Source organism: Helcococcus kunzii ATCC 51366, from assembly GCF_000245755.1.
Lineage (GTDB): Bacteria > Bacillota > Clostridia > Tissierellales > Peptoniphilaceae > Helcococcus > Helcococcus kunzii.
The window spans coordinates 1901258-1924398 of the sequence record NZ_JH601088.1 but is presented as its reverse complement, the minus strand read 5'-3'; the positions used below and the strand labels follow the sequence as shown (position 1 = coordinate 1924398).

The following is a 23141-nucleotide window of genomic DNA, read 5'->3' as shown; positions in this document are numbered from 1 at the left end:
TTTTTAACTTATTTTCTATATTTTATGATTTTACATAACTATTTACGATAAAATGCTAACTTCTATTATATTTACTTTTATCCTCATTGTCAAGCAAGTTAGCTTTTAAAAAAAGAAGAAATCCACATTTGTGGATAACTTTTATTTTTTTGTATTTTTTCGACTTTACTGATATAATTAGTTCATAAAATACACGAGTTATCCATAATTTTTCATGAGTTATTAACAATTGTGGATTCATTGTTGATAAACTTTATGAAATTCTTTAAAAAAGCTTAGAATTAAGCTATTTTTTTATCCACATTTATTGTTTATTAAATTTTACCATAAAATGTGGATAACTTAATGTTTATTTGTTAGATTTGGCAACTGCCTATTTCTAACACTATTGATAAGTTGATAACTTTGTGGATAAGATGGAGGAATAATGAGTAATTTAGATCAAGTATGGGAAAAAGTTCAAAAAAGACTTATTACTGACATGATTGATGTTCATTATAATACGTGGATAAAACCACTTATACCTCTAAAAAAGAAAGGATCTAATGTTTATATTTACTCTACTATCGGCTTTATAAAAAAGATAGTAAATGATAAATATAAAGATACTCTTGAAAGTAATTTGAGAGCTATCTTAAATGAAGACATTGATTTAGTTATTTTAGATCCAAAAGATGAATTGTTTACACAATTGATAAATGAAAAAGATGAAGATTTGCCTCAAGAGGATAAAAATCCTACGCAAATCACATTTGATTTATCAGGTCCATTAGAAGAGCTTGATAAGAGGGTAAACACTGAAACTCCTGATAATTATCGTTACAAAGGTACATTAAATAAAAAAAATACTTTTGATAATTTTGTTAGAGGAAAATCTAATGATTTAGCTTTGGCGATTGCAATCAGTGTTGCAGAAAATCCTGGTAAAGTTTATAATCCATTTTTCATTTATGGTAGCTCTGGTTTGGGTAAAACTCATCTTATGCAGGCTATAGGACATAAGATACTTGAAGATAATCCAGAAAAAAAAGTTATTTATATAACTAGTGAAGGTTTTATGAATGAGTTTATCGCTACAATTACTGACAATAAAAATTCAGTAGTCAATTCACAAATTTTTAGAGATAAGTATAGGAATTGCGATGTATTAATGATTGATGACATTCAATTTATTTCAGGTAAGGAAAGTACACAGGAAGAAATCTTTCATACTTTTAATTCTTTACAACAAGCAAAAAAACAAATAGTATTTACATCAGATGTGCGACCTGAAGAGATAAAAGGTTTAGAAGATAGGTTAGTTACAAGGTTTAGTGGTGGTATGATAGCTGATATTCAAAAGCCAGATTTTGAAACAAGAGTTTCCATATTAAAACATAAGATTAATATGGATAGATATGATGTACCTAACAATGTAATTGAGTTTATTGCTGAAAATGTAACTTCTAATATCAGAAATTTAGAAGGTGCTATTTTGAAAGTTATGGCATTTTATAATTTAAAGAAAAAAAATTCAAATGCACAGATTTCTGATGAAGAATTTCTGGAAATAGCTAAAAATGCACTTGCAATTAAAGAGGTTAAACAAAAACCTATTACTTTAACAAGAATCAAAGAAGTGGTTGCTAAATACTACAATTTAGAACCTCAGGATTTAGTTAAACAAAATAGACAAAAATCAATCTCCGATCCAAGACAAATTGCAATGCATTTATCAAGACAACTTACAAATTTATCTTTAGTAAAAATTGCAGATTCATTTGAGAGAGATCACGCGACAGTTATTTACGGTGATGATAAAGTCAAAACTTTAATGAAGGAAGATGAGAGTCTTAGAAAAGATGTAGAAAATATCATTGCTATATTAAAAAAATAGTTGTGGAGAATTACTAATAATAGTAAAAGTTATCAACAAGTTATCCAAGAGATATTGACCTAATTTTTGTTAATATTATCAACATAATGGACAATATGAACTTATTGACAGCCCCTATTACTATTATTACTAAGTTTAAAATATATATATAGGAGAAAATATGAAAATTAAGATTAATAAAAGTGATTTAGATAAGCATATTTCTATCGCTCAAAAAGCAATATCAAATAAATCTTCAATTCAAATACTTGAAGGGATTGTTTTTACAGCTTATGACAATAAGCTAAAATTATCTTCTACAGATTTAGAACTATCTATTGAAACGCAAGTGGATTGTGAAGTTTTAGAAGAAGGTTCTATTGTAATAAAATCCAGTATCATTGGAAATATTGTAAAGAAAATGCCAAATGATATTATTACAATGACAGCTAATGATGAAATGGTTAATATCCAAAGTCAAAATTCAGTTTTTGATATAGCTTGTCAATCAGCGATGGATTATCCACCATTACCAGATGTTGAAGATGAACCCATTCTTACTATAGAAAATGAAGATTTGAATTTAGCGGTAAGAGAGACAATTTTTGCTACATCAAATGATGAAACTAGACTTGCTTTAACTGGTATATTATTTGAGTTTAATAATGATAATATTAGTTTTGTTGGATTGGATGGTTATAGACTTGCAATTAAAAAATATAATTACCATTCAAATGAAGAAACATCTGTGATTGTGCCAAAAAGAGCTTTTAATGAACTGATAAAAATTCTTGATGAAAAAACTACAGAAATTATTCTTATTAAAGGTCATATTGCATTTATTAATGGAAGTACAAAAATGTACTCAAGATTGATCGATAAAAAATATATCGATTATAGTAAGATAATAAATGGAGAGTATAAAACTTCTGTTAGAGTTAATAGAAATGATTTGATAAATTCATTAGATAGAGCGTTATTATTAACAACTGGCGCATCAGCAAGTTTAACAAAATTGACATTTGAAGATGGTGAGATAAGTATCAATTCAAATTCAGAATTTGGTAGACTCGATGAAAAATTATATGGAAAACAAGAGGGCGACAATATCCAAATTGCGTTTAATACAAGATATTTACTTGATGGATTAAAGGTGATTGAGGATGATGAAGTGTTGTTACACTTAAATACTCCATTGTCTCCAATGTCTATTTATCCAATTCATGATACAGATAATTATCTATATTTAGTATTACCAGTTAGACTTTCACAATAGAGGTAAAAAATGAGAGAAAAAGTTGAAATTAAAACAGAATTTATTAAATTGGATCAATTATTAAAATTTGCATCTTTAGTGCAAACTGGTGGTGAAGCTAAAATGCTTATTGCAGACGGTGAAGTTAAAGTAAATGGAGAAGTTTGCACACAAAGAGGAAAAAAAATCAGAAATGGAGATGTGGTCGAATTATTTGATCAAGTTGTTGAAATAGAGGAAGCATGATTATTAAGGAATTAAAACTTATAAACCATAGAAATTATGAAAATGAAGATATTATTTTTCATGACAACACAAATATTTTAGTTGGTAAAAATGCTCAAGGAAAAACTAATTTGCTTGAGGCCATATATATTTGTGCAAGGGGGTATAGTTTTAAAAATCTTAAGGAAGATGAGCTAATAAAATTTGACGAAAATCGATTATATCTTAAAGCTGATATATTAAATAATAATAGAAAGAAAGTAGTTGAAATAGTTTTATCTAAAAATGATAAGAAGAAAATTAGAATAAATGAAGTTGAAGTGAAGAATTTGTCAGAATTAAAGAGTCAATTTGGTGTTGTGATATTTTCTCCGGAAGAAGTTTTAATAGTTAAAGAGACACCTCAAATGAGGAGAAGATTTATTGATGACATTATTTCAAATAATGATATTTCATATAAAGTTTATTTAAACAATTATAATAAGATAAGAAGTCAAAAAAATGAGCTTTTAAAAAAAGGAAGTAATGTTAAATATTTTGATCAAATTTTAAATACTTATAATCAAAAAATGGTTGAGTATGGTTCTACAATTGCGATATATAGATATAAATACTTAGAAATTTTAAAAAAATTTGCTAGTGAATTTCATTATGAATTAAGTTCAAATAATGAAAAATTAGAGATAGAGTATGAAAATAATTTTGCTAGTGATTTCACAAATTTGGAAAGTATAAGAGATGATTATGCTAAAATTTTAGAGGAAAATAGAGAAAAAGAGATTCAGAGATTTGTAAGTATTTATGGACCACATAAAGATGATATATTATTAAATATTAACGGAAAAGAGGCTAAGACATTTGGATCGCAAGGACAGCAAAGAACGGTGATGTTATCATTAAAATTGGGTGAGGCAAGATTAATTGAAACTATTACAAATACAAAACCAATTTTATTATGGGATGATGTATTTTCAGAGCTTGATAATACGAGAGCTAGTTTATTGGTTGAAAAATCGAAGAATTATCAAAATATTATTACAACAAATTCATTAATCAATATAGATTTGACAAATATGAACGGAAACATTTATACAATAAATAATGGAAAAGTTAAGAATGAAAGGAAAAAGAATGGCAAAGAATACACAATATGGTGAAAGTAATATTAGGGTCCTTGAAGGACTTGAGGCTGTTCGTGTTAGACCGGGGATGTATATCGGTTCTACAGATGAAAGAGGGCTGCATCATTTAGTTTATGAAGTAGTTGACAACTCTGTTGACGAGGCGCTAGCAGGAAGAGCTGATTCTATAGTTGTTGAACTTCACCAAGATGGATCATGTGAGGTAACTGATAATGGTTCAGGTATACCAGTTAAAAAGCATGCAACAACAGGAAAATCCACACTTGAAACAGTATTAACAATCTTACACGCGGGTGGTAAATTTGACTCTGAGGCTTATGCATTTTCAGGCGGTTTACACGGTGTAGGGGTTTCTGTAGTTAATGCTTTATCAACAAAATTAGTAGCTGAAATTAGAAGAGATGGTTATAGATATACTCAAGAATTTTCTCAAGGTAAACCAAAAACAAAATTACAAAAGCACGAAGAAACTGATGAAACAGGTACTTCTATTAGATTTTGGCCTGATGGAGAAGTTTTTGAAACTTTAGATTTTAATAGAGCGACACTTGAAAAAAGATTTGAAGAAATGACATTCTTAAATGAAGGTCTAAAAATTACTTTAATAGATTATAGGGAAGATCCTAAATTTGAGGAAGATTTTATCGCTGAAGGTGGTTTATCAACTTTCGTTAAATTCTTAAATAAAAAGAGAACAGCTCTACATGATGATGTTATCCATTACAAAGGAATGGTTGATGGTTCTGAAGTTGATTTTGCAATGCAATATACAGATTCATATTCAGAAAATGTTTTATCATTTGCGAATACAGTGCTAACTGGGGAAGGTGGTACTCATCTTACTGGTTTTAGATCTGGTTTAACAAAAACTATCAACAATTATGCTAGAGAGTATGATTTCTTGAAAGAAAAAGATGAAAATTACTCTGGGGAAGATATTAGAGAAGGTATCACTGCTATAATAGCTGTAAAATTATCAAATCCTCAATTCGAAGGGCAAACTAAAGGAAAGCTTGGTTCTTCTGAAATGAGAGGTATCGTTGATACTTTTGTTTCTGAAAAATTGTCTGAGTATTTAGAAGAAAATCCAAAAATCGCTAAAAAGATTATGGATAAATGTGAAAGCGCAAGAAGAGCGAGAGTAGCATCTAAAAAGGCTCGTGATTTATCCAGAAATAAAAATTCACTTTTATCTAGCACAACATTGCCAGGTAAATTGGCTGAATGTCAATCGACAGATATAACTGAAAATGAATTGTTTATAGTCGAAGGGGATTCCGCTGGTGGATCCGCTAAATTGGGAAGAGATAATAAATATCAAGCAATTTTACCAATTAGAGGTAAAATTTTAAATGTTGAAAAAGCTAGAATAGCAAAAGTTTTAAGTTCAGAAGAAATAAAAGCATTAATAACAGCGTTTGGTACTGGTATTGGAGAAGATTTTGATATAAAAAATCTTAGATACGGAAAAATCATATTGATGACTGATGCCGACGTTGATGGGGCACACATTGATACATTATTACTTACATTCTTATATAGATATATGAGACCATTGATAGAAAATGGAAATGTATTTATTGCTCAACCACCATTATTTAAGGTTACTCAAGGTAAAAAAGAAAGATATGTTTATGATGAAAAAGAATTAAAATCAATCATCGAAAACATTAAAGGTGAAAATTATAAGATTAATAGATATAAAGGGCTTGGTGAAATGAATGCTGAGCAACTTTGGGAAACAACTATGCATCCAGAACATAGGGTGTTGATTCAAGTGAAAATTGACAATGAGTCAATTACTCTTGATGATACTTTCAATACTTTAATGGGTGATAAAGTTGAGCCAAGAAGAGAATTTATAGAAGAAAATGCTAAATTTGCAACAAATATTGATGCATAGAAAGATAGGAGGACTTAATGTCAGAATTTAATCATGTGAATATTATACCTCAAGATATTGAGCAAAAAATGAAACAAGCCTATCTTGATTATTCTATGTCTGTTATTGTTGCAAGAGCATTACCAGATGTAAGAGATGGGTTAAAACCAGTTCACAGAAGAATATTATATGGTATGAATCAATTAGGACTTTTACCAAATAAACCACACAGAAAATCTGCAAGACTTGTAGGGGAAGTAATGGGTAGATTTCACCCTCATGGTGACTCTGCTATTTATCAAGCTGTTGTAAGACTTGCACAAGATTTTAGTACACGTTATCCATTAGCTGATGGTCAAGGTAACTTTGGTTCAATGGATGGTGATGGGGCTGCTGCTCAACGTTATACAGAAGTTAGGATGACAAAACTAACTCTTGAAATGTTGAAAGATATCAATAAAGATACTGTTGATTTCCAACCTAACTTTGATGAAGAAGAGGTAGAACCAAAAGTATTGCCAGCAAGATTTCCAAATCTATTGGTAAATGGTTCATCAGGTATCGCTGTTGGTATGGCTACAAATATGGCGCCACATAATTTAGGTGAAGTTATTGATGGATGTATTGCCTATATCGATGACAATGACATCACAGTTGAAGGTCTTATGAAACATATTAAGGGGCCTGATTTCCCAACTGGTGCAAATATTATGGGTAAAAAACCAATTATAGATGCATACAAGACAGGTAGGGGAAAAGTTAAGTTAAGAGCGGAAGCTCATATTGAAGAATATAAAAGTAAGCATGTTATAGTAGTTACAGAGATTCCTTATGAAGTTAACAGATCTAAATTAGTAATGAGTATTGCTGATTTAGTTAAGGATAAAAAGATTGAAGGTATTTCTGATTTAAGAGATGAATCTAATAGAATGGGTACAAGGATTGTCATTGAAACTAAGAGAGATGCAAATCCAAATGTAGTATTAAACAATTTATATAAACAAACACAAATGAGTACAACATTTGGTATTATCAACTTAGCACTTGTTGATGGTGTACCAAAAGTTTTATCCTTAAAAGAACTAATTCATTATTATATTGAACATCAAAAAGAAGTTGTTACAAGAAGAACAAAATTTGATTTAGATAAGGCAGAAGCTAGAGCTCACATTTTAGAAGGTTTGAGAATAGCTTATGATAATATTGATGAAATCATTAAAATAATTAGATCAAATTACGACGATGATGATATTAAAGCAGAATTCACTAAGAGATTTGGTTTAACAGACATTCAAGGGCAAGCCATTTTGGACATGCAATTGAAGAGACTGTCTGGACTAAATGTTGAAAAAATTGAAGAAGAATATGCTCAATTACAAGTTTTAATTAAAGACTTAAAAGAAATCTTAGCAAATGAATCTAAGTTAATGGATTTAATTAAAGAAGAACTTCTTGAAATTAAGGAAAAATTTGCTGATGGAAGATTGACTAGAATAAAATCTGCAGTGGGTGATGTTGAAGAAGAAGATTTAATTGAAGAAGAAGAAGTTATCATTACTCTTACAAATCAAGGTTACATCAAGAGATTACCTGCTGATACTTATAAAGTTCAAAATAGAGGTGGACGTGGAGTTACAGGTATGACCACTAAGGATGATGATTTCGTTCAAAATCTTATTGTAACAAGTACACATTCCACAATTCTATTCTTTACAAATAAAGGTAAAGTCTATAAGAAGAGAGCATTCGAGATTAAAGAAGGTAAGAGACAATCCAAAGGACAAGCGATTATTAACATTCTTCAATTAGATATTGATGAAAGTATTTCAGCTGTTATTGCGATTGATGAATTTGATGAAGATAAATATATCGTTCTTGCTACAAGAAATGGTAAGATCAAGAGAATGAGCTCAAGTGAATTCTTAAATATTAGAACAACAGGTATCATTGCGATTACATTAACTGAAGGTGACGAGTTAATTGCGGCGCGTGAAGTACAAGATGATTCTAAGATATTGATGGTAACTGAAAATGGTCAATCAATCATATTTGAAATGGATGATGTTAGACCAATGGGTAGAACAGCCCAAGGTGTTAAAGGAATTTCATTATCAAAAGGTGATAAAGTTGTGGATGCTGCAATAATTGACGATAATGAATATATCTTTATTGTTACTGAAAAAGGATATGGTAAAAAGACACTTATCAAACACTATAAAGCTCAAAAGAGATCTGGAAAAGGTGTTAAGACTTATAAATTAACAAATAAGACTGGTAAGATTGTTTCAACTAAGCTTGTGAATATGGAAGATCAAGTATTGCTTGTATCAGCAAATAGCGAAGTTATCCGTCTGAATGTTAAAGATATTTCAACAATGGGAAGAGCGACTCAAGGTGTAAGATTGAAAAAAGTAAGGTCAGATGAAGAAAATATCGTAGCATGTGCAAAGTATATTGAAGAAGCTGAATAATAATAGGGGGAAATTATGGCTTTTAATATAGATTACAAAGAGGAAGAAAATTTAAATGTATTTCTTTCAGGAGATTTAGACATTAATTCTGTAGAAACTTTTAAGGATGATATTTTAGAAAAATATGAAAATATAGATAAAGATGTGATTATCGATTTAAAAGATTTAGAATACATTGATTCTACTGGAATTGGTGCTATTATGACTGTTTATAATGATGTTAAGAAAAAAGATAGAAGTTTGACTGTAAAAAATGCTAACAGAAATATTGCTAAACTATTTAAGATTACAGAATTAGATAAAATTTTCAACATGGAGGAATAATGGATAATATAAAAATTGACTTACCATCAAATCCTCAATATTTACAAATGTTAAGATTATCAACAGCTTCAATAGCTAATAAAGTAGGATTTGATATTGATAAAGTTGAAGATGTAAAAGTTGTTGTTTCTGAAATTTTTACTTATCTATTGCCTGATAATGATAGAATATTAGTTAATTTCGATTTATCAGAAAAGGGATTAAGTATATGTTTTGTTAGAAACAAGATTGAAAAAGAGGAAGGTTTAAATGATGCTAATTTTGAAATCAAAAAGCAAATACTTTTATACCTTTCAGACGATTTACAATTGGAAGATGAGAAGATAACTGTAATTATAAACAAAGAATAGGCATGATATGAAAGAAAACAAAAACTCGGATAATAAAATTAGAGATTATGATGATTTTAAGAGGTTACAGACGCTTCGAGAAGAAGAAAAAAAGCTTGAGAAATCAGATCTAAATGAAAAAAATAAAAAAGAACTTGATAAGGTGAAAAGAAAAATTAAAATTATCCGTGATTCTCTAATTGAAAAAAATCTTTATATTGCAGAAATTTTAGCAAAAAAATATGCAAATAAAGGTATTGAATATGACGATTTATATCAAATAGCTTCACTTGGGTTAATTTTAGCTGTTGACAGATTTAATGTCGATAGAGGTTTTGAATTTTCTTCTTATGCTACACCTACTATAACTGGAGAAATCAAGAGATATTTCAGAGATAAGGGTTGGGTAATTAGAGTACCAAGAAGAATTCAAGAGCTTTCAAAGAGGGTAAATAATGCTAAAGCTGAGTTAACTCAAAGACTTAAGAAAAATCCTAGTATTGATGAGATTGCAGAATTATTGGAAGTTTCATCAGAAGAGATTATTGAAGCAATGGATGCATCACAAGTTTATTCACCACAATCTATTGACAAAAACTTAGATACTTCCTCTGAAGATAGGGAAGTTAGTTTTGCAGATTTACTAGGTGAAGAAGATAAAAATTATCAATTAGTTGATGATATGTCATTTATTCGTGGTGCGATGGATAATTTTACTGATATCGAAAAGAAAATTGTAGTTTATAGATATTTTGAGAAAATGACTCAAGTAGCCATAGCTGAGAAGCTTGATGTCAGTCAGATGACTGTTTCAAGACTTGAAAAGAAAGTAATTAAAAAATTTAGAGAAGAACTAGGGATAAAGGTGAATAATAAATAGTTGAGTTATTATTCATATAATAGATACTAATAATTAACAAAAATGTGACAAAAAATTTACATTTATACTAATATTTGTCTGAAAAAAATCTCCGAAAAATAGACGAATATCCTGTGTCGTTCAATTAAATCAATATTATTATATAAAAATCATATAATATTTTATTGATAAATTATAATGTCAAGATTATAATTAAACTACTGTGTTTAGCGTTAAATATTTATATAACGAATAATACTTAATATAATTCCAAAATTATTAGGTAAGAACACATAAAGAAATAATAAAACAGGGTATTAGACAAGGAGGTAAAAATGAGACAAACAAAAAAATTATTTGTTTTTATATTATTAGTATCTATGTTATTATCATCTACAACTTTAAGTACAAAAGTTAATGCGCAAGAACAAAGTGGTATAGACACATTTGGCTACAAGCTGTTTGAACTTAATAAAATTGATGAAAAAAGTACAAAATTAGAGAATGCTGAATTTGAAGTCTACAATGAAAGTGGTGAAAAGCTTCAATTTAAAACTTTTAACAATGAAACTCTTGGAAGAATAGGTAAAGGTTCCGCTAAATTATATGCATCATTCCCCATTTAAGATTGAATATCATTCAAGATTTCCATTAAATGGACATTTAGCTCATGGCGATTATTTTGATCCAAATTTTGAAGAAATATTTAATGAAGGTCTTTTAAGCATGTTAAATAACGAAGATGCAACAGACAAAATCACTTCAGATAAAAAACAAGTTTTAGTAGGATTATTACCTAGTAAACTAGCAGAAATTAGATTCAATATAACTATAAAAGATAAATATTTAGAAGTTAATTTCTTTAATGTAAATATAGAAACATTCAAAATAAAAGAAACTAAAGCTCCTTCTGGATATATTGCAGGTGAATCAAAAGAAGTAACTTTAGAAGGTTTCACTCTATTTGATTATAAGGAATATGATGAAGCTACAAATGAAGCTGCAAAACAAAGAGAAATTAAGATTAGAAAAGATTTAGAAGATTTCACTAGAAAAAATCATGTTAGACTTGTGGAATTTAAAAATAAAGAAGATTTTGAAAAAGATTATCATAGTGTAGGAGATAGAATCAAAGCTAAATTCCATTCTCCAATAAAACTTGATATTATAAATAAACTAGATCCAAAAGAAGAAAAACCAAAAGAAGAAGATCAAGTATTACCAGAAAAACCAAAACAAAATGATCACAAAGATATGGTAGTACCAAAACAAAACGATCAAAATATTTCTAATAAACAAAAAGAAAATAAACCAGAAGCTCAAAAGAATATGCAGATGAAAGAATCTGGAAAATCCAAAAAAGATATGCCAAATAAAAATCTAAATGCAAAAGCAAATAAAGATAAATCAATGAAAAATCCAAAAACTGGAGATAATAATGATATTGTCTTATATAGTTCAATTGTAGCTATTGCTGGCTTAAGTTTATTAGCTGTAGGATTTTTAAAAAAGAAAAATAACAAAGAAGAAATTATTTAATAAATAATTCTATTTATGAAAATCTGCCTATTCTTTATTCTGTATATTTAAATGCAAGTAAATTATTGATACCACTTTAAATTAAGAAGGAATGATATGAATAACAAATTTTTAGAGCAATTTAGAAAATATAAATTTACAGATACAAGAATAGGTACAGATAGTATTTATGAATTTTCAAACGGAAATACATTACCTATGACAGGTGTACCATTCGGAATGAACTATGTAGCAGTTCAAACTAATAAAGAAGGTGGATCTTGGTGGTTTAATCCAAATCATTTAAAATTTGAGGGATTTAGAATAACACATCAACCAAGTCCATGGATGGGAGACTATAGCTCATTCACAATTTTACCTTCAAAAGATGAATCAACAAAAGAAAGAAAATACAATTCTGTCGATTCAAAATTCTTACCACATTATAATGAAATATATTTTGAAGATGGAGAAATTGCACTTGTCACAGCATCAGTTGATTCAGTGGTAGTTAAATATGAAGTAGACAAACCTAAATATATTTTAGAAGGTAAACAGCTACATCTAGATACAGAAGATGGCTTGATTTCTGGAAAAGTGGTTAATTTTTCTGGATCTGAAGATGAAAATTTTACAATGTATATTGTAATTTCCAGTGAGAAACATTCACTAAAAAAATTAGAAAAAGATAGATATGTGATAGAAGGTTCAAAGGAACTTTATGTTTCGACTTCATTTATTTCATTAGAACAAGCTAAATTAAACCATAGCAGAATGAATAAAGATTTTGAAGAAACATTGCAAGATTCTGCATCAAAATGGCAAAAATATTTTGATAAATTTGATGTAGAAAATGTTAATCCTGCTAGTGAATATGATCAATATGAGCCATATGATAGATTAGAGCAAGAGAGAATGTTTTATCATGCGGTTTATAGAGCATTTTTATTCCCAATGAGATTTTATGAAATTGATGAAAATGGTAAAGATGTATATTATGACACTTTATCAAAATCTGTAAAAGAAGGAAAAATGTTCACAAATATGGGAATGTGGGATTTACACAAAACATTATTCCCACTATTTTCATTAATTGATCAAGAAATATTTGAAGACATTTTAGAAGGTTATGTAAACCAGTTTAGAAATTCAGGATATTTGCCAAAATGGCTATCACCTGATGAAAGAGGCTTGATGCCTGGCACATTAGTTGATAATGTAATTGCTGAAGCTTCATCAAAAAATATTGGTGAAAAATACATGGAAGAATTACTAGAAGCTATGATAAAAGGTGCAGAAATTCCATCCGGTAAAAACACCTATGGTAGAGCTGGCACAGAAGCTTATAGAAAACATGGTTATGTAACTTCTGATATACATGAATCCGTAAATCAAACCCTAGATAACTGTTTATCCGATTGGTCCATAGCTAAAGTTGCTGAAAATCTAGGAAAAAAAGATATAGCAGAAAAATATTATTCCTACACACAAAATTATAAAAATATATTTGATAAAGAAACTGGATTTATGAGAGCTAAAAGTAAAGATGGACAATTTGACAAAGACTTTGATCCACTAAATTGGGGTTCTCCTTATACCGAAGGATCCGCTTATCAAAACTCTTATAATGTTTATCATGATGTAGAAGGACTAATAGGAGAATTTGGAGGAAAAGAAGAGTTTGAAAAAAAACTTGATGAAATCTCCAATTCAAAATCAGAATATAAATTTGGGGCTTATGGCTATGAAATACACGAAATGCGAGAATTTGGAATGGCAAACTTTGGACACCATGCTATTTCAAACCAACCATCATTCCACATGCCATATCTATATAATTTTGTAGATAAACCAAAAAAAGCACAAATAATTCTAAAAGAGCTATTACTTAACTACTTTAGATATGACTTCAAAGGATTCCCAGGAGATGAAGACAATGGATCCACATCAGCATGGTACATTTTCTCCAGCCTAGGATTTTATCCATTCTGTCCAGGTTCAAATGAATACCAACTAGGTATACCATTCTGGAACAAAGCAACTATCACATTATTTAATGGAAATAAAATAAATATTAAAGTAAACGAAAATTACCATCATAAAAAATTCATCATTGATAAGAAAATCAATGGCGAAAAATTTGAAGCCACAAAATTAACATGGGATCAAATAAAAGATGGAATAGATCTAGAATTTACTTTAGGAATAGTATAATAAATGTTCATCAATATCTGTTAGGACAATCTCCGACGGATATTGATGTTTTTTTTATGTAGCGGGAATGGATAGTAGAGGGAATTTTGGGGTTTACATGTGTAAAATGGATAATTCTAGAGTTTCCTGATTAAAATAGAAAATTGAAAAAAAACAGGAAAAGAAAATGGGTAAATTTCCTGATTAAATCAAGAAACTGAAAATAATCAGGAAAGGAAAATGGATAAATTTCCTGACTAAATCAAGAAACTCAAAATAATCAGGAAAAGATGGAGCTTCAATTTCCTGACTAAATCAAGAAACTCAAAATAATCAGGAAAAGAAAAAGGATAAATTTCCTGATTAAATCGAAAAACTAAAAATAATCAGGAAAAACAGAGAAAAATTTTTCCTGACTAAAACGGAAAATTAAAAATAATCAGGAAAAATGGACAAAAATTTTTCCTGACTAAAACGGAAAATTGAAAATAATCAGGAAAACTAAAAAAAGTGTTCCTGATTAAAATGGAAAATCAGAAATAATCAGGAAAAATGGAAGAAAAACTTTCCTGATAAAAATAAAAAACACAAAATAATCAGGAAAATTTAAAATGTTACAAGTAGTTAATAATAATGACATTCAATAAATTACAAAAATATATCATAATAGTATTATAAATATAATATTACGAGGTATAAAATGAAATTATTAGAAACATTGAAAAAAGAAGTTAAAAAATATTCCGATTTAGATAAAAAAATAAAGAACTTAATGAAAAACATTAACATAAAAGATAACGAATATTTAGCTGTTAAGAATAACAACAAATACACCCAATACTACAAATGCTTGATTAATCCCCAAACTAAAGAACTTGAGAGAGTCTATATTCCTAAAAAAGATCTTTCTATTGCGCAGGAGCTTGCTAATAAATCTTTTTATAATAAAGTAAGTAAGATTATTGAGGAACGATTAAGTTTACTTAATGGTTTGATTGATAGTTATGAAAACAAAAATATAGAAGATTTTTATTATAGTTTGATTCCAGAGAGAAGGGAATTGATAAATATGATTGTTCCGACTTGGGATCAGAGGTTTGAAAAGTGGAGGAATGAGGAATATCAGGTTTCTAAATTTCCTTTTGAAAGTATAGAGATTTATACTAAAAAGGGAGAGAGGGTAAGATCGAAGTCGGAGAAAATATTAGGAGATATTTTTACGGATTATGGGGTGGAGTATATATATGAGAAGCCTCTATATTTGGAGAATGGTGAGGTAATATATGTTGATTTTACTATTATGCCTAAGAATTCTGATAAGGTAGTTTATTGGGAACATTTTGGTATGATGGATAAACCTGAGTATGTAAATAATTTCATTAAAAAGATTGAGCTTTATGCTAGGAATGGAATTTATTATGGTGAAAATTTATTTTTTAGTTTTGAAAGTTCAAATATGACATTCGATATAAAAAATGTGGAGAGGATTATAAAAAAGTTCCTTATTTAGTTCTTTTAGAGATGATTTATTGTAAATATTTGTGTGAAACTTTAAACTATAACAAATTTGTAAAATATAGGTTTAGAGTTTTTATTTTTTTAAAATATTTTGGTGTATAGATATTTAATGAGTTGATTAGCAAAGATAAAAATATTGTTTAAAGATTTGTAGAATTGAGGAAAGTAAAGCTTTAATGAAATTTATTAAAAGTATAAATATAAGACTATATATAGTGTATTTAGAAAAATAAAACGCGATATATAGTTTAGATGGTGAAATTTCAACGTTTGAGAGGATGAGTGGAGTATTAATATTTTTATCCAAGAAAATTTTTGAAGTAGGGTATGTTTTTAGTGTAATATAATACATAGCGAAACAATTTTAGGGGAGAGAATTATGGAAAAGCAAATTAAATTATATAGTAATACTGGTTGTAGTAAATGTGCTATGTTAAAAAAATGGATGGCTATGAAGCAAATTCCATATGAAGAATTAAATATTAGTGAAAATGAAGAAGCTCGTCAAAATCTTTTAGCAAAGGGATATAGACAATTACCTCAAATAGAAATTGATGGCGAAATTATAGAATTTGAAGAATATAATGATATTTTAAAGTATGTTTAGGAGATGGGAATGATTAAAACTGTAATAAAAAGAAATGGTGAAGTTGTAGATTTCAATAAAGAAAAGATTATTATTGCGATTACTAAGGCTAATCATGAAACTGAAGAGATGACAACTCAAGATATTCTGGATGCTGCAAGTCAAGTTGTGGATTCATTTAATACAGTAAGTGTTGACGTGGAAACTATTCAAGATAAGGTTGAAGAAGTTTTGATGTTAAACAAGCATACTCGTACTGCTAAGAAATATATTTTATATCGTGAAGAGAGAAAAAAAGAACGTAGAAGAGATATTTTTAAACCAAGAAAAAATTTAAAACCTTATGAATACCCAGAGTTAGAAGCGTACAAAGAAGCTATTCAACATTCTTACTGGTTGCATACAGAATATAATTTTACTTCTGATATTCAAGATTATAAAGTAAATGTACAACCTCATGAAAGAACTGCTATAAAGAATTCAATGCTTGCTATTGCTCAAGTTGAAGTGGATGTTAAAGAGTTTTGGGGTGATTTATATAAGAGATTACCTAAACCTGAGTTAGCAAATGTTGGACATACTTTCGCAGAATCAGAAGTTAGACATAGTGATGCTTATGCGCATTTGTTGGAATTATTGGGATTAAATAGTGAATTTGAAAAGATCGATGAAATACCTGCATTGAGTAAACGTGTTAATTATTTGAAAAAACACAATGAATATTCTAGAACAGGAAATGATAGAGATTTTGCAATAGCAGTATTGTTATTCTCAGCGTTTATTGAACACATTTCTCTATTTAGTCAATTTTTAATTATTATGTCATTTAATAAATATAGTAATCTATTTAGTGGTATTTCTAATGTTATTGAAGCTACTTCAAAAGAAGAACAATTACACGGAGAATTTGGTGTTGATTTGATTAATACAATTAGAGAAGAAAAACCAAAATGGTTCGATGATGAAATGGCGGAAGATATTTACGCATTGGTACATGAAGCGTACGAATCAGAACATGAAGTGTTAGATTGGATTTTTGAAGATGGTGAATTAACATTTATGCCAAGATATACAGTTCAAGAGTTTATTAAAAATAGATTAAATAATTCTTTAGAAGCAATTGGGCTTGAAAGAATTTTTGATGTTGATGAAAAAGAAGTTGAAAAAACTGACTGGTTTGATGATGAAGTAGTAGCTACAAAACATGTAGACTTCTTCGAAAAGAGATCTGTAAACTACACAAAGAGATCAAGAAGCATTACAGCTGATGATTTGTTTTAAAATTATTTAGGGAGACAATAATGAGAGAAGATTTTTACTGGCTAACAGAGAATAGTCAACTATTCCTTAGTCGTGGATATTTAGGTGAAGAGCAAACTGCAAAAGAAAGATTAAGAGAAATTGCAGAAACTGCAGAAAAAAACTTAGGAATTGAAGGATTTGCAGATAAATTTTATGGATATTTAGGTAAGGGATATTATTCATTATCTACACCTGTTTGGACAAATTTTGGTAATAGCCGTGGCCTACCAATTTCATGTTTTGGTTCATATATTTCTGACGATATGGGAGGTATTTTATACTCATCAAGTGAAGTTGGTATGATGTCAAAATATGGCGGAGGTACTTCAGGATTCTTCGGAGATGTAAGAGGAAGAGGGGCAGCCATTACAAATAATGGGGTGTCTTCTGGAGCCGTGCATTTCATGAAGTTATTTGAACAAATGACAGATACTGTAAGTCAAGGATCCGCTAGACGTGGTAGATTTGCTCCATATTTGCCAATTGGTCATCCAGATATAGATGAATTTTTAGAAATTGGTGTTGAAGGAAATGAAATCCAAAACTTAAATCATGGTGTAACTGTTACGGATGAATGGTTATTAGGAATGATTGGCGGTGACAAAGATAAACGTAAAACATGGGCAAAATTATTGCAACGCCGTGTTGAAATGGGATACCCATATGTATTCTTTACTGATACAGTAAATAACAATAAGCCAGAATGGTACAAAGATAAGCCAATCACACATTCTAATTTGTGTTCAGAAATTGCATTACCAGACAATGAAGAATGGTCATTCGTATGTAATCTTTCCAGTATGAATGCTTTACATTTTGACGAATGGAAAGATACAGATGCAGTTGAAACTATGATATTCTTCTTAGATGCCGTGATGACAGATTTTATTGAAAAGCTTGAAAAATTGAGGGATTCAGAAAATAGGGAATACAATGATGCATTCCACTTTATGAGAAGAGCGTACAAATTTGCATTGGAAAATAGAGCTTTAGGACTTGGGGTTTTAGGATGGCATTCATTATTACAATCTAAGATGATTCCATTTGAATCTGTTGAAGCAAGTCTTTTAAATGAAAATATCTTTAAGACTATAAGAGAACAAGCAGAAGAAGCAACTAAAAAATTAGCAAAAATCTTTGGTGAACCAGTATTTATGAAAGGTACTGGCAGAAGAAATTCAACATTAATGGCTGTTGCACCAACTACTTCTTCAGCGTTCATTTTAGGACAAACTTCTCAATCTATTGAACCATTGTGGTCAAACAACTATGTTAAAGATGTTGCTAAAGCAAAAGTTACTGTTCAAAATCCATATTTAAGAGAAGTTTTAGCAAAATATGGTAAGGATACAAGAGAAACTTGGATTGATATTAGAAATCATGATGGATCAGTTCAACATTTGGACTATTTGACAGAACATGAAAAAGATGTATTTAAGACATTCTCAGAAATAAATCAATATGAAGTGTTAAATCAAGCAAGTGTTAGACAGAAATATATTGATCAAGGACAATCCTTAAATATCATGGTTAATCCAAAAACCTCAGCTAAAGAATTAAACGATTTACATCTTTACGCTTGGGAAAATGGTATAAAGACATTATATTATCAACATAGTACAAATGCTGCACAAAAATTCTATCAAACTTCAGTTTGTTTAGCTTGTGAAGCGTAGGAATTATTTAATTTGACTTTTAAAATATGCAAAATAAAAGGGCTGTAAAAATTTACAGCCTTTTACATTTTGTAATTAAAGATTATAATAAATCGTCTTCTTCTTCATCATAATCTAATTCTTCATCATCTTCATTATATAATGTGTAATTTTCAACAGATAATTCATCTTCGTCAGTTAACTCTCTTCTATTTTTTTTTGTAGGACTTTCATTACCTATTTCCTTATCTGCAATTACATCATCTCTGTTGTATTCAGGATTGTTTACATAACCATCACCTGTATATTCAGGATTATTTATATAATCATTTTCTCTGTTTTCTGGATTATCTAAATATCTGAAGTTTTCTTCATTTTCGTAATAACCTTCTCTATCAACTACTAAAACGTATAATCCATTGTCAATGGCTCTTTTTGCTTGCTCTTTTGAATCTTCATCCCATTCATACTTACTAAATACTCTTTCTTCAGGATCTTCACCTGTAAAGAATGCTGCGACTTTATCTACAAAAGATGCCTCACCATCATGTTTATTAACATCATAGTAATATTCGCTATCTTCGCTCAATTCATTTGAAGTATAAACCTCAAATTCTGAATATTGGTATCCAGTTTCTTGTAATTGCTGGATTCTATCTAACAATTCTTGTTCTGTATTGAATACTTCATAGTTTCTCATTTTTTACTCCCCCCTAAATTCTGAGTTTATATGAGTTATATGTGCTATTTTCAATCAACTAATGAACTGCCTGTTGATACTGTATTGCTACCCATAGAGTTTTTAGATGAAACAAGTGTAAATAATAATTTTCATAAAAATGATAAGAAATAAGTTAATGTATGTAAAAAATAAGATAAAATCTGTAAAAAAACGTATTTCAAAAAAGTGACAAAAGTATAAAAATATTTAAAATATAATAAAAAAGTATTTAAAATATATATTGACATAAAAGGAATTTATTGATATCATTTCTATTATCTTGTTATGATAACAAGATAATTAAGAAGAATTGTGAGGTAAAAATTGAAAAATTTAATAAATTTCCAATGCCCAAAATGGGAAGATCTACCTAATGAGGGGCTAAGAAGTAGTGGAACAATAAAATATATAGAATCATGTCTTAAAGATATTTACATTGAGGAACCAATTATTACTAATACAATGATTCAAAATTACAGAAGATGGGGTTTATTAGATAGAAGTGAAGGAAGACTTTATTATAGAGAAGATATTGCAAAATTGATTGTTATTTCTATCTATAAGCAAGTTATTTCTATTGAAAATATAAATAAAGGATTTAACTTAGCATTCAAACAAATGACTGTAGAAAAATCTTTTAATAGTTTCTCAAAGATTTTAACTGAAAATATTCAGTCACTTTATAAATCAATGGACCAAGATGGAAATTTTACAATTGAAAATAAAGAAATATCAAGTAAAGAAGTAGGCGTTGCTTCAATTGCCTATGCGTATAGCATGAAGTTATTAGGCAATTTAATAATAAGAAAAAATGGTATAGAAAATATAAGAGGTAAAGATAATGGCTAAAATAGCAATATTTGGTGATACAACACAGGATTTAACGTTTGAATTAGGAGGAGAATTTGGTATAGAAATCATTCCTTATCAGATTCAAATGGGAGACAATGAATATACTGATCAGGTAGATATTGACTCGAGGTCTTTTTATAAGACGATGGAAAAATATGATATTTTGACAACTGGTGTACCTTCTCCGCAAAGTGTAACCAAACAGTTGGATAGATTGAAGGATAAGGGATATACTGATGCTATCATGATAACTAGTTCATCTAAACTTACAGGAATGTTTAATCTTTATAATTCGATTAAGTCGTATTATAAAGGGATTAATTTTCATATAATCGATACGCTTCAGATTGGATCAAGTGCAGGATTTATAACCATTCATGCTGCAATTAATAGAAATAGAGATAAATCAGTTGAAGAGATAATTAAAGATATTGAAAAAGATATGAAAAATGCTGATATCTTCGCTCTATTTAGGACGTTAAAATATGTAGTAAAAGGTGGAAGATTTAACAAATATGCTGGTTTATTGGGAAACATTCTAAATATCCATCCATTGTTAAAATCAGTTGATGGAGAAATAGTAGTTATTGATAAAAAAAGAGGTAAAAATAACAGCCAGATGGCTCTAGTAAATAGTATAAAAGAATGTATTGGTAATTCAGAAAATTATTGGATTGCGCTGTTTTCAGGCGATAATGATGAAGAAGCTAGAGAAATAGAGGAAAAGTTGAAAGCGCAATTTGATAAAGCAAAACTTGTGATAAGGACACAGTTAACACCAGTGCTTGGTGTCCATGCTGGACCTAAGTCGGTGGGTGTTTCAGTGTTGAAATTTGATTAAGAGATATAGTTTACAGATTATTATGATTGATAGTTTATCAAAAAAGTTTAACTATAAACTAATAAACAACAACTCTATGGATATTATTCCTCCTAGAACATATCCATAGAGTTATCAATCTTAATGTTTATTTTATATCTCATCACATATTAATTCTTACTTCAAAACTATTATAGTCTCCTCTATACCATGAGATAGAATATTCAATAGCTTCCTTATCTTTAGAATAGCCTATGGTTTTGAAATAAAACAGAGGATCACCAACTGGTATATTTAGCATTGCGCTAGACATATAATTAGATTTTATTACATTTAATTCACGTTCAACAGCGTAAATAGGTCTATTGTATTTTTCGAAAGTAGCATAAAGACTTACTTTTGAAAAATCAACATTTATTAAATCTTTATATAAATGTAGTGGAATATATGTTATAACAAACACAGCTGGTTCATCGTTTGCGTATCTTAATCTTGTTAATGAATAGATAGAATCTCCAACATTTAAGTTTAGTTTGTCAGCTATTTCTTCATTTGCTTTTTCAATTGAAAAATTTATTACTTTTGTGACAGGTGTGAATCCTTTAGATCTCATCTGGTCTTCATAACTTTTTATATTATGTATGAAATCTTGATTTATTTTTTTCTTCCTTACAAATGTCCCTGTTCCCTTTATTCTTTCAAGATATCCTTCATCAACTAAAGTTTGAATAGCTTGTCTTATTGTTGGTCTACTAACTCCATATTGATCAGCTAAATCAATTTCTTTTGGAATCATTTCATCAACTTTATATACTTTATCTAATATTTTTTTTCGTAAATCTGCCGAGATTTTTTCGTGTAATGTCTTATAATTATTCATATCTATATAATATACTATATTTCAATAAAGTCAATCTCTTCTCTTTCAAATTTTTTCTTTAGTTCTTCAATTATTGGAATTCCTTGACTACAACCTATTCTTTCAGCGCCATTTCTAATCATATCTAAGAATGTTTCTACATCTCTAATGCCTCCAGCGGCTTTTACTTTAACATTATCTCCAACAATTTTTTTCATCAATTTTACATCTTCTATTTTTGCACCTGATTTTGCCATGCCTGTAGAAGTTTTTATATAATCTGGTTTTATCTCTTTAGCGATTTCGGAAAGTTTGATTATTTCGTCATTATTTAAATAAGCATTTTCAAAAATAACTTTAGAAATTACATGTGAGTCTCTGCATATAGAAACTATTTTTTGCATTTCATCTTTAATGTAATCCCAATTTTTTTCTTTTACTTCGGATAAATTAATAACATAATCAATTTCAGTAGCGCCATTGTTTATGGCGTCTTTAGTTTCAAAAACTTTTGATTCGATTGTAGTTTGGCCTAAAGGAAAGGCAATAGCCGCCCCCACGTGTATATCTGTATCTTTTAGATATTTATTACAGATTTTTGTTTGCACTTGGTTAATTGCAACCATCTTAAAATGATAAGTTTTTGCTTCTTCACAAAGTTTTTTCATGTCTTCTTTTGTTGCATCAGTTTTTAAATTTGTATGGTCAATCATTCTACTTAAATCATCAATTGTATATCTTTTCTTCATATTATCCGCCTTTATTTTTATTTTTA

General features: G+C 28.9%; 21 protein-coding genes. 18 read left to right on the top strand and 3 right to left on the bottom strand.

Annotation, left to right across the window (positions count from 1 at the left end; genetic code table 11):
• Nucleotides 1-427: 427 nt before the first annotated feature.
• From dnaA to HMPREF9709_RS08485, 16 genes are all read left to right on the top strand, one after another.
• Entirely contained in the window at nucleotides 428-1876 is a 1449-nt protein-coding gene (dnaA, locus tag HMPREF9709_RS08560) for a chromosomal replication initiator protein DnaA (RefSeq protein WP_005399218.1), read from the top strand.
• A 160-nt stretch (nucleotides 1877-2036) separates the two neighbouring features.
• Entirely contained in the window at nucleotides 2037-3131 is a 1095-nt protein-coding gene (gene dnaN / locus HMPREF9709_RS08555) for a DNA polymerase III subunit beta (RefSeq protein WP_005399217.1), read from the top strand.
• Between the two features lie 9 nt (nucleotides 3132-3140).
• Nucleotides 3141-3356, top strand: a complete 216-nt coding sequence (gene yaaA / locus HMPREF9709_RS08550; protein WP_005399216.1) for a S4 domain-containing protein YaaA — start codon at nucleotides 3141-3143, stop codon at nucleotides 3354-3356.
• Nucleotides 3353-4492 carry a DNA replication/repair protein RecF gene (recF, locus tag HMPREF9709_RS08545; RefSeq protein ID WP_005399215.1) on the top strand — a complete coding sequence of 380 codons (1140 nt, stop codon included), beginning with the start codon at nucleotides 3353-3355 and terminating at the stop codon, nucleotides 4490-4492. The genes yaaA and recF overlap by 4 nt, the downstream gene beginning before the upstream one ends.
• Nucleotides 4467-6380: a DNA topoisomerase (ATP-hydrolyzing) subunit B gene (gene gyrB / locus HMPREF9709_RS08540; protein WP_005399214.1), complete on the top strand. Its 1914-nt coding sequence runs from the start codon at nucleotides 4467-4469 to the stop codon at nucleotides 6378-6380. Before recF ends, gyrB begins: the two co-directional genes overlap by 26 nt.
• 17 nt (nucleotides 6381-6397) lie before the next feature.
• Nucleotides 6398-8830: a DNA gyrase subunit A gene (gyrA, locus tag HMPREF9709_RS08535; protein ID WP_005399213.1), complete on the top strand. Its 2433-nt coding sequence runs from the start codon at nucleotides 6398-6400 to the stop codon at nucleotides 8828-8830.
• A gap of 15 nt (nucleotides 8831-8845) precedes the next feature.
• Entirely contained in the window at nucleotides 8846-9154 is a 309-nt protein-coding gene (locus tag HMPREF9709_RS08530) for an STAS domain-containing protein (protein ID WP_005399212.1), read from the top strand.
• Nucleotides 9154-9504 carry a hypothetical protein gene (locus HMPREF9709_RS08525; protein ID WP_005399211.1) on the top strand — a complete coding sequence of 117 codons (351 nt, stop codon included), beginning with the start codon at nucleotides 9154-9156 and terminating at the stop codon, nucleotides 9502-9504. Before HMPREF9709_RS08530 ends, HMPREF9709_RS08525 begins: the two co-directional genes overlap by 1 nt.
• A 7-nt stretch (nucleotides 9505-9511) precedes the next feature.
• On the top strand, nucleotides 9512-10363 hold the full coding sequence (locus HMPREF9709_RS08520; RefSeq protein ID WP_005399210.1) for a SigB/SigF/SigG family RNA polymerase sigma factor: 852 nt from the start codon (nucleotides 9512-9514) through the stop codon (nucleotides 10361-10363).
• A gap of 314 nt (nucleotides 10364-10677) precedes the next feature.
• The gene (locus HMPREF9709_RS08515) at nucleotides 10678-10968 is read left to right on the top strand and encodes a hypothetical protein (protein ID WP_005399209.1); all 291 of its coding nucleotides are present in this window, start codon (nucleotides 10678-10680) and stop codon (nucleotides 10966-10968) included.
• Nucleotides 10949-11881, top strand: coding sequence for an LPXTG cell wall anchor domain-containing protein (locus tag HMPREF9709_RS08510; RefSeq protein WP_005399208.1), 933 nt, complete (start codon nucleotides 10949-10951; stop codon nucleotides 11879-11881). Before HMPREF9709_RS08515 ends, HMPREF9709_RS08510 begins: the two co-directional genes overlap by 20 nt.
• A 96-nt stretch (nucleotides 11882-11977) precedes the next feature.
• Entirely contained in the window at nucleotides 11978-14074 is a 2097-nt protein-coding gene (locus HMPREF9709_RS08505) for a GH92 family glycosyl hydrolase (protein WP_005399207.1), read from the top strand.
• Nucleotides 14075-14753: 679 nt separating this feature from the next.
• Nucleotides 14754-15563, top strand: a complete 810-nt coding sequence (locus HMPREF9709_RS08500; protein WP_005399206.1) for a hypothetical protein — start codon at nucleotides 14754-14756, stop codon at nucleotides 15561-15563.
• Between the two features lie 387 nt (nucleotides 15564-15950).
• Nucleotides 15951-16178 carry a glutaredoxin family protein gene (locus tag HMPREF9709_RS08495; RefSeq protein WP_005399205.1) on the top strand — a complete coding sequence of 76 codons (228 nt, stop codon included), beginning with the start codon at nucleotides 15951-15953 and terminating at the stop codon, nucleotides 16176-16178.
• A 9-nt stretch (nucleotides 16179-16187) separates the two neighbouring features.
• Nucleotides 16188-17438 (top strand): ribonucleotide-diphosphate reductase subunit beta, encoded by a 1251-nt coding sequence (locus HMPREF9709_RS08490; RefSeq protein ID WP_005399204.1) that lies wholly within the window; start codon nucleotides 16188-16190, stop codon nucleotides 17436-17438.
• Between the two features lie 20 nt (nucleotides 17439-17458).
• Nucleotides 17459-19135, top strand: a complete 1677-nt coding sequence (locus HMPREF9709_RS08485) for a ribonucleoside-diphosphate reductase subunit alpha (RefSeq protein ID WP_005399203.1) — start codon at nucleotides 17459-17461, stop codon at nucleotides 19133-19135.
• Between the two features lie 82 nt (nucleotides 19136-19217).
• On the opposite strand, the gene HMPREF9709_RS08480 is transcribed toward HMPREF9709_RS08485, so the two are convergent.
• Nucleotides 19218-19814: a general stress protein gene (locus tag HMPREF9709_RS08480; protein ID WP_005399202.1), complete on the bottom strand. Its 597-nt coding sequence runs from the start codon at nucleotides 19812-19814 to the stop codon at nucleotides 19218-19220.
• A gap of 345 nt (nucleotides 19815-20159) precedes the next feature.
• Here HMPREF9709_RS08480 and HMPREF9709_RS08475 point away from each other — a divergent pair, with 345 nt between their 5' ends.
• Nucleotides 20160-20684: a DUF1836 domain-containing protein gene (locus HMPREF9709_RS08475; protein ID WP_005399201.1), complete on the top strand. Its 525-nt coding sequence runs from the start codon at nucleotides 20160-20162 to the stop codon at nucleotides 20682-20684.
• A complete protein-coding gene (locus HMPREF9709_RS08470) occupies nucleotides 20677-21528 on the top strand; it encodes a DegV family protein (protein WP_005399200.1) in 852 nt (283 codons plus the stop codon). Before HMPREF9709_RS08475 ends, HMPREF9709_RS08470 begins: the two co-directional genes overlap by 8 nt.
• Nucleotides 21529-21670: 142 nt before the next feature.
• On the opposite strand, the gene HMPREF9709_RS08465 is transcribed toward HMPREF9709_RS08470, so the two are convergent.
• Together HMPREF9709_RS08465 and deoC are read right to left on the bottom strand one after the other, a co-directional pair.
• On the bottom strand, nucleotides 21671-22387 hold the full coding sequence (locus HMPREF9709_RS08465; RefSeq protein ID WP_005399199.1) for a GntR family transcriptional regulator: 717 nt from the start codon (nucleotides 22385-22387) through the stop codon (nucleotides 21671-21673).
• Nucleotides 22388-22401: 14 nt separating this feature from the next.
• Nucleotides 22402-23115: a deoxyribose-phosphate aldolase gene (gene deoC, locus HMPREF9709_RS08460; protein WP_005399198.1), complete on the bottom strand. Its 714-nt coding sequence runs from the start codon at nucleotides 23113-23115 to the stop codon at nucleotides 22402-22404.
• Nucleotides 23116-23141: the final 26 nt, after the last annotated feature.

What these genes read in the sequence shown, in the direction of transcription:
- dnaA (WP_005399218.1), top strand. Translation starts at nt 428, where the DNA reads ATGAGTAATTTAGATCAAGTATGGGAAAAAGTTCAAAAAAGACTTATT.
- dnaN (WP_005399217.1), top strand. Translation starts at nt 2,037, where the DNA reads ATGAAAATTAAGATTAATAAAAGTGATTTAGATAAGCATATTTCTATC.
- yaaA (WP_005399216.1), top strand. Translation starts at nt 3,141, where the DNA reads ATGAGAGAAAAAGTTGAAATTAAAACAGAATTTATTAAATTGGATCAA.
- recF (WP_005399215.1), top strand. Translation starts at nt 3,353, where the DNA reads ATGATTATTAAGGAATTAAAACTTATAAACCATAGAAATTATGAAAAT.
- gyrB (WP_005399214.1), top strand. Translation starts at nt 4,467, where the DNA reads ATGGCAAAGAATACACAATATGGTGAAAGTAATATTAGGGTCCTTGAA.
- gyrA (WP_005399213.1), top strand. Translation starts at nt 6,398, where the DNA reads ATGTCAGAATTTAATCATGTGAATATTATACCTCAAGATATTGAGCAA.
- HMPREF9709_RS08530 (WP_005399212.1), top strand. Translation starts at nt 8,846, where the DNA reads ATGGCTTTTAATATAGATTACAAAGAGGAAGAAAATTTAAATGTATTT.
- HMPREF9709_RS08525 (WP_005399211.1), top strand. Translation starts at nt 9,154, where the DNA reads ATGGATAATATAAAAATTGACTTACCATCAAATCCTCAATATTTACAA.
- HMPREF9709_RS08520 (WP_005399210.1), top strand. Translation starts at nt 9,512, where the DNA reads ATGAAAGAAAACAAAAACTCGGATAATAAAATTAGAGATTATGATGAT.
- HMPREF9709_RS08515 (WP_005399209.1), top strand. Translation starts at nt 10,678, where the DNA reads ATGAGACAAACAAAAAAATTATTTGTTTTTATATTATTAGTATCTATG.
- HMPREF9709_RS08510 (WP_005399208.1), top strand. Translation starts at nt 10,949, where the DNA reads ATGCATCATTCCCCATTTAAGATTGAATATCATTCAAGATTTCCATTA.
- HMPREF9709_RS08505 (WP_005399207.1), top strand. Translation starts at nt 11,978, where the DNA reads ATGAATAACAAATTTTTAGAGCAATTTAGAAAATATAAATTTACAGAT.
- HMPREF9709_RS08500 (WP_005399206.1), top strand. Translation starts at nt 14,754, where the DNA reads ATGAAATTATTAGAAACATTGAAAAAAGAAGTTAAAAAATATTCCGAT.
- HMPREF9709_RS08495 (WP_005399205.1), top strand. Translation starts at nt 15,951, where the DNA reads ATGGAAAAGCAAATTAAATTATATAGTAATACTGGTTGTAGTAAATGT.
- HMPREF9709_RS08490 (WP_005399204.1), top strand. Translation starts at nt 16,188, where the DNA reads ATGATTAAAACTGTAATAAAAAGAAATGGTGAAGTTGTAGATTTCAAT.
- HMPREF9709_RS08485 (WP_005399203.1), top strand. Translation starts at nt 17,459, where the DNA reads ATGAGAGAAGATTTTTACTGGCTAACAGAGAATAGTCAACTATTCCTT.
- HMPREF9709_RS08480 (WP_005399202.1), bottom strand. Translation starts at nt 19,814, where the DNA reads ATGAGAAACTATGAAGTATTCAATACAGAACAAGAATTGTTAGATAGA.
- HMPREF9709_RS08470 (WP_005399200.1), top strand. Translation starts at nt 20,677, where the DNA reads ATGGCTAAAATAGCAATATTTGGTGATACAACACAGGATTTAACGTTT.
- HMPREF9709_RS08465 (WP_005399199.1), bottom strand. Translation starts at nt 22,387, where the DNA reads ATGAATAATTATAAGACATTACACGAAAAAATCTCGGCAGATTTACGA.
- deoC (WP_005399198.1), bottom strand. Translation starts at nt 23,115, where the DNA reads ATGAAGAAAAGATATACAATTGATGATTTAAGTAGAATGATTGACCAT.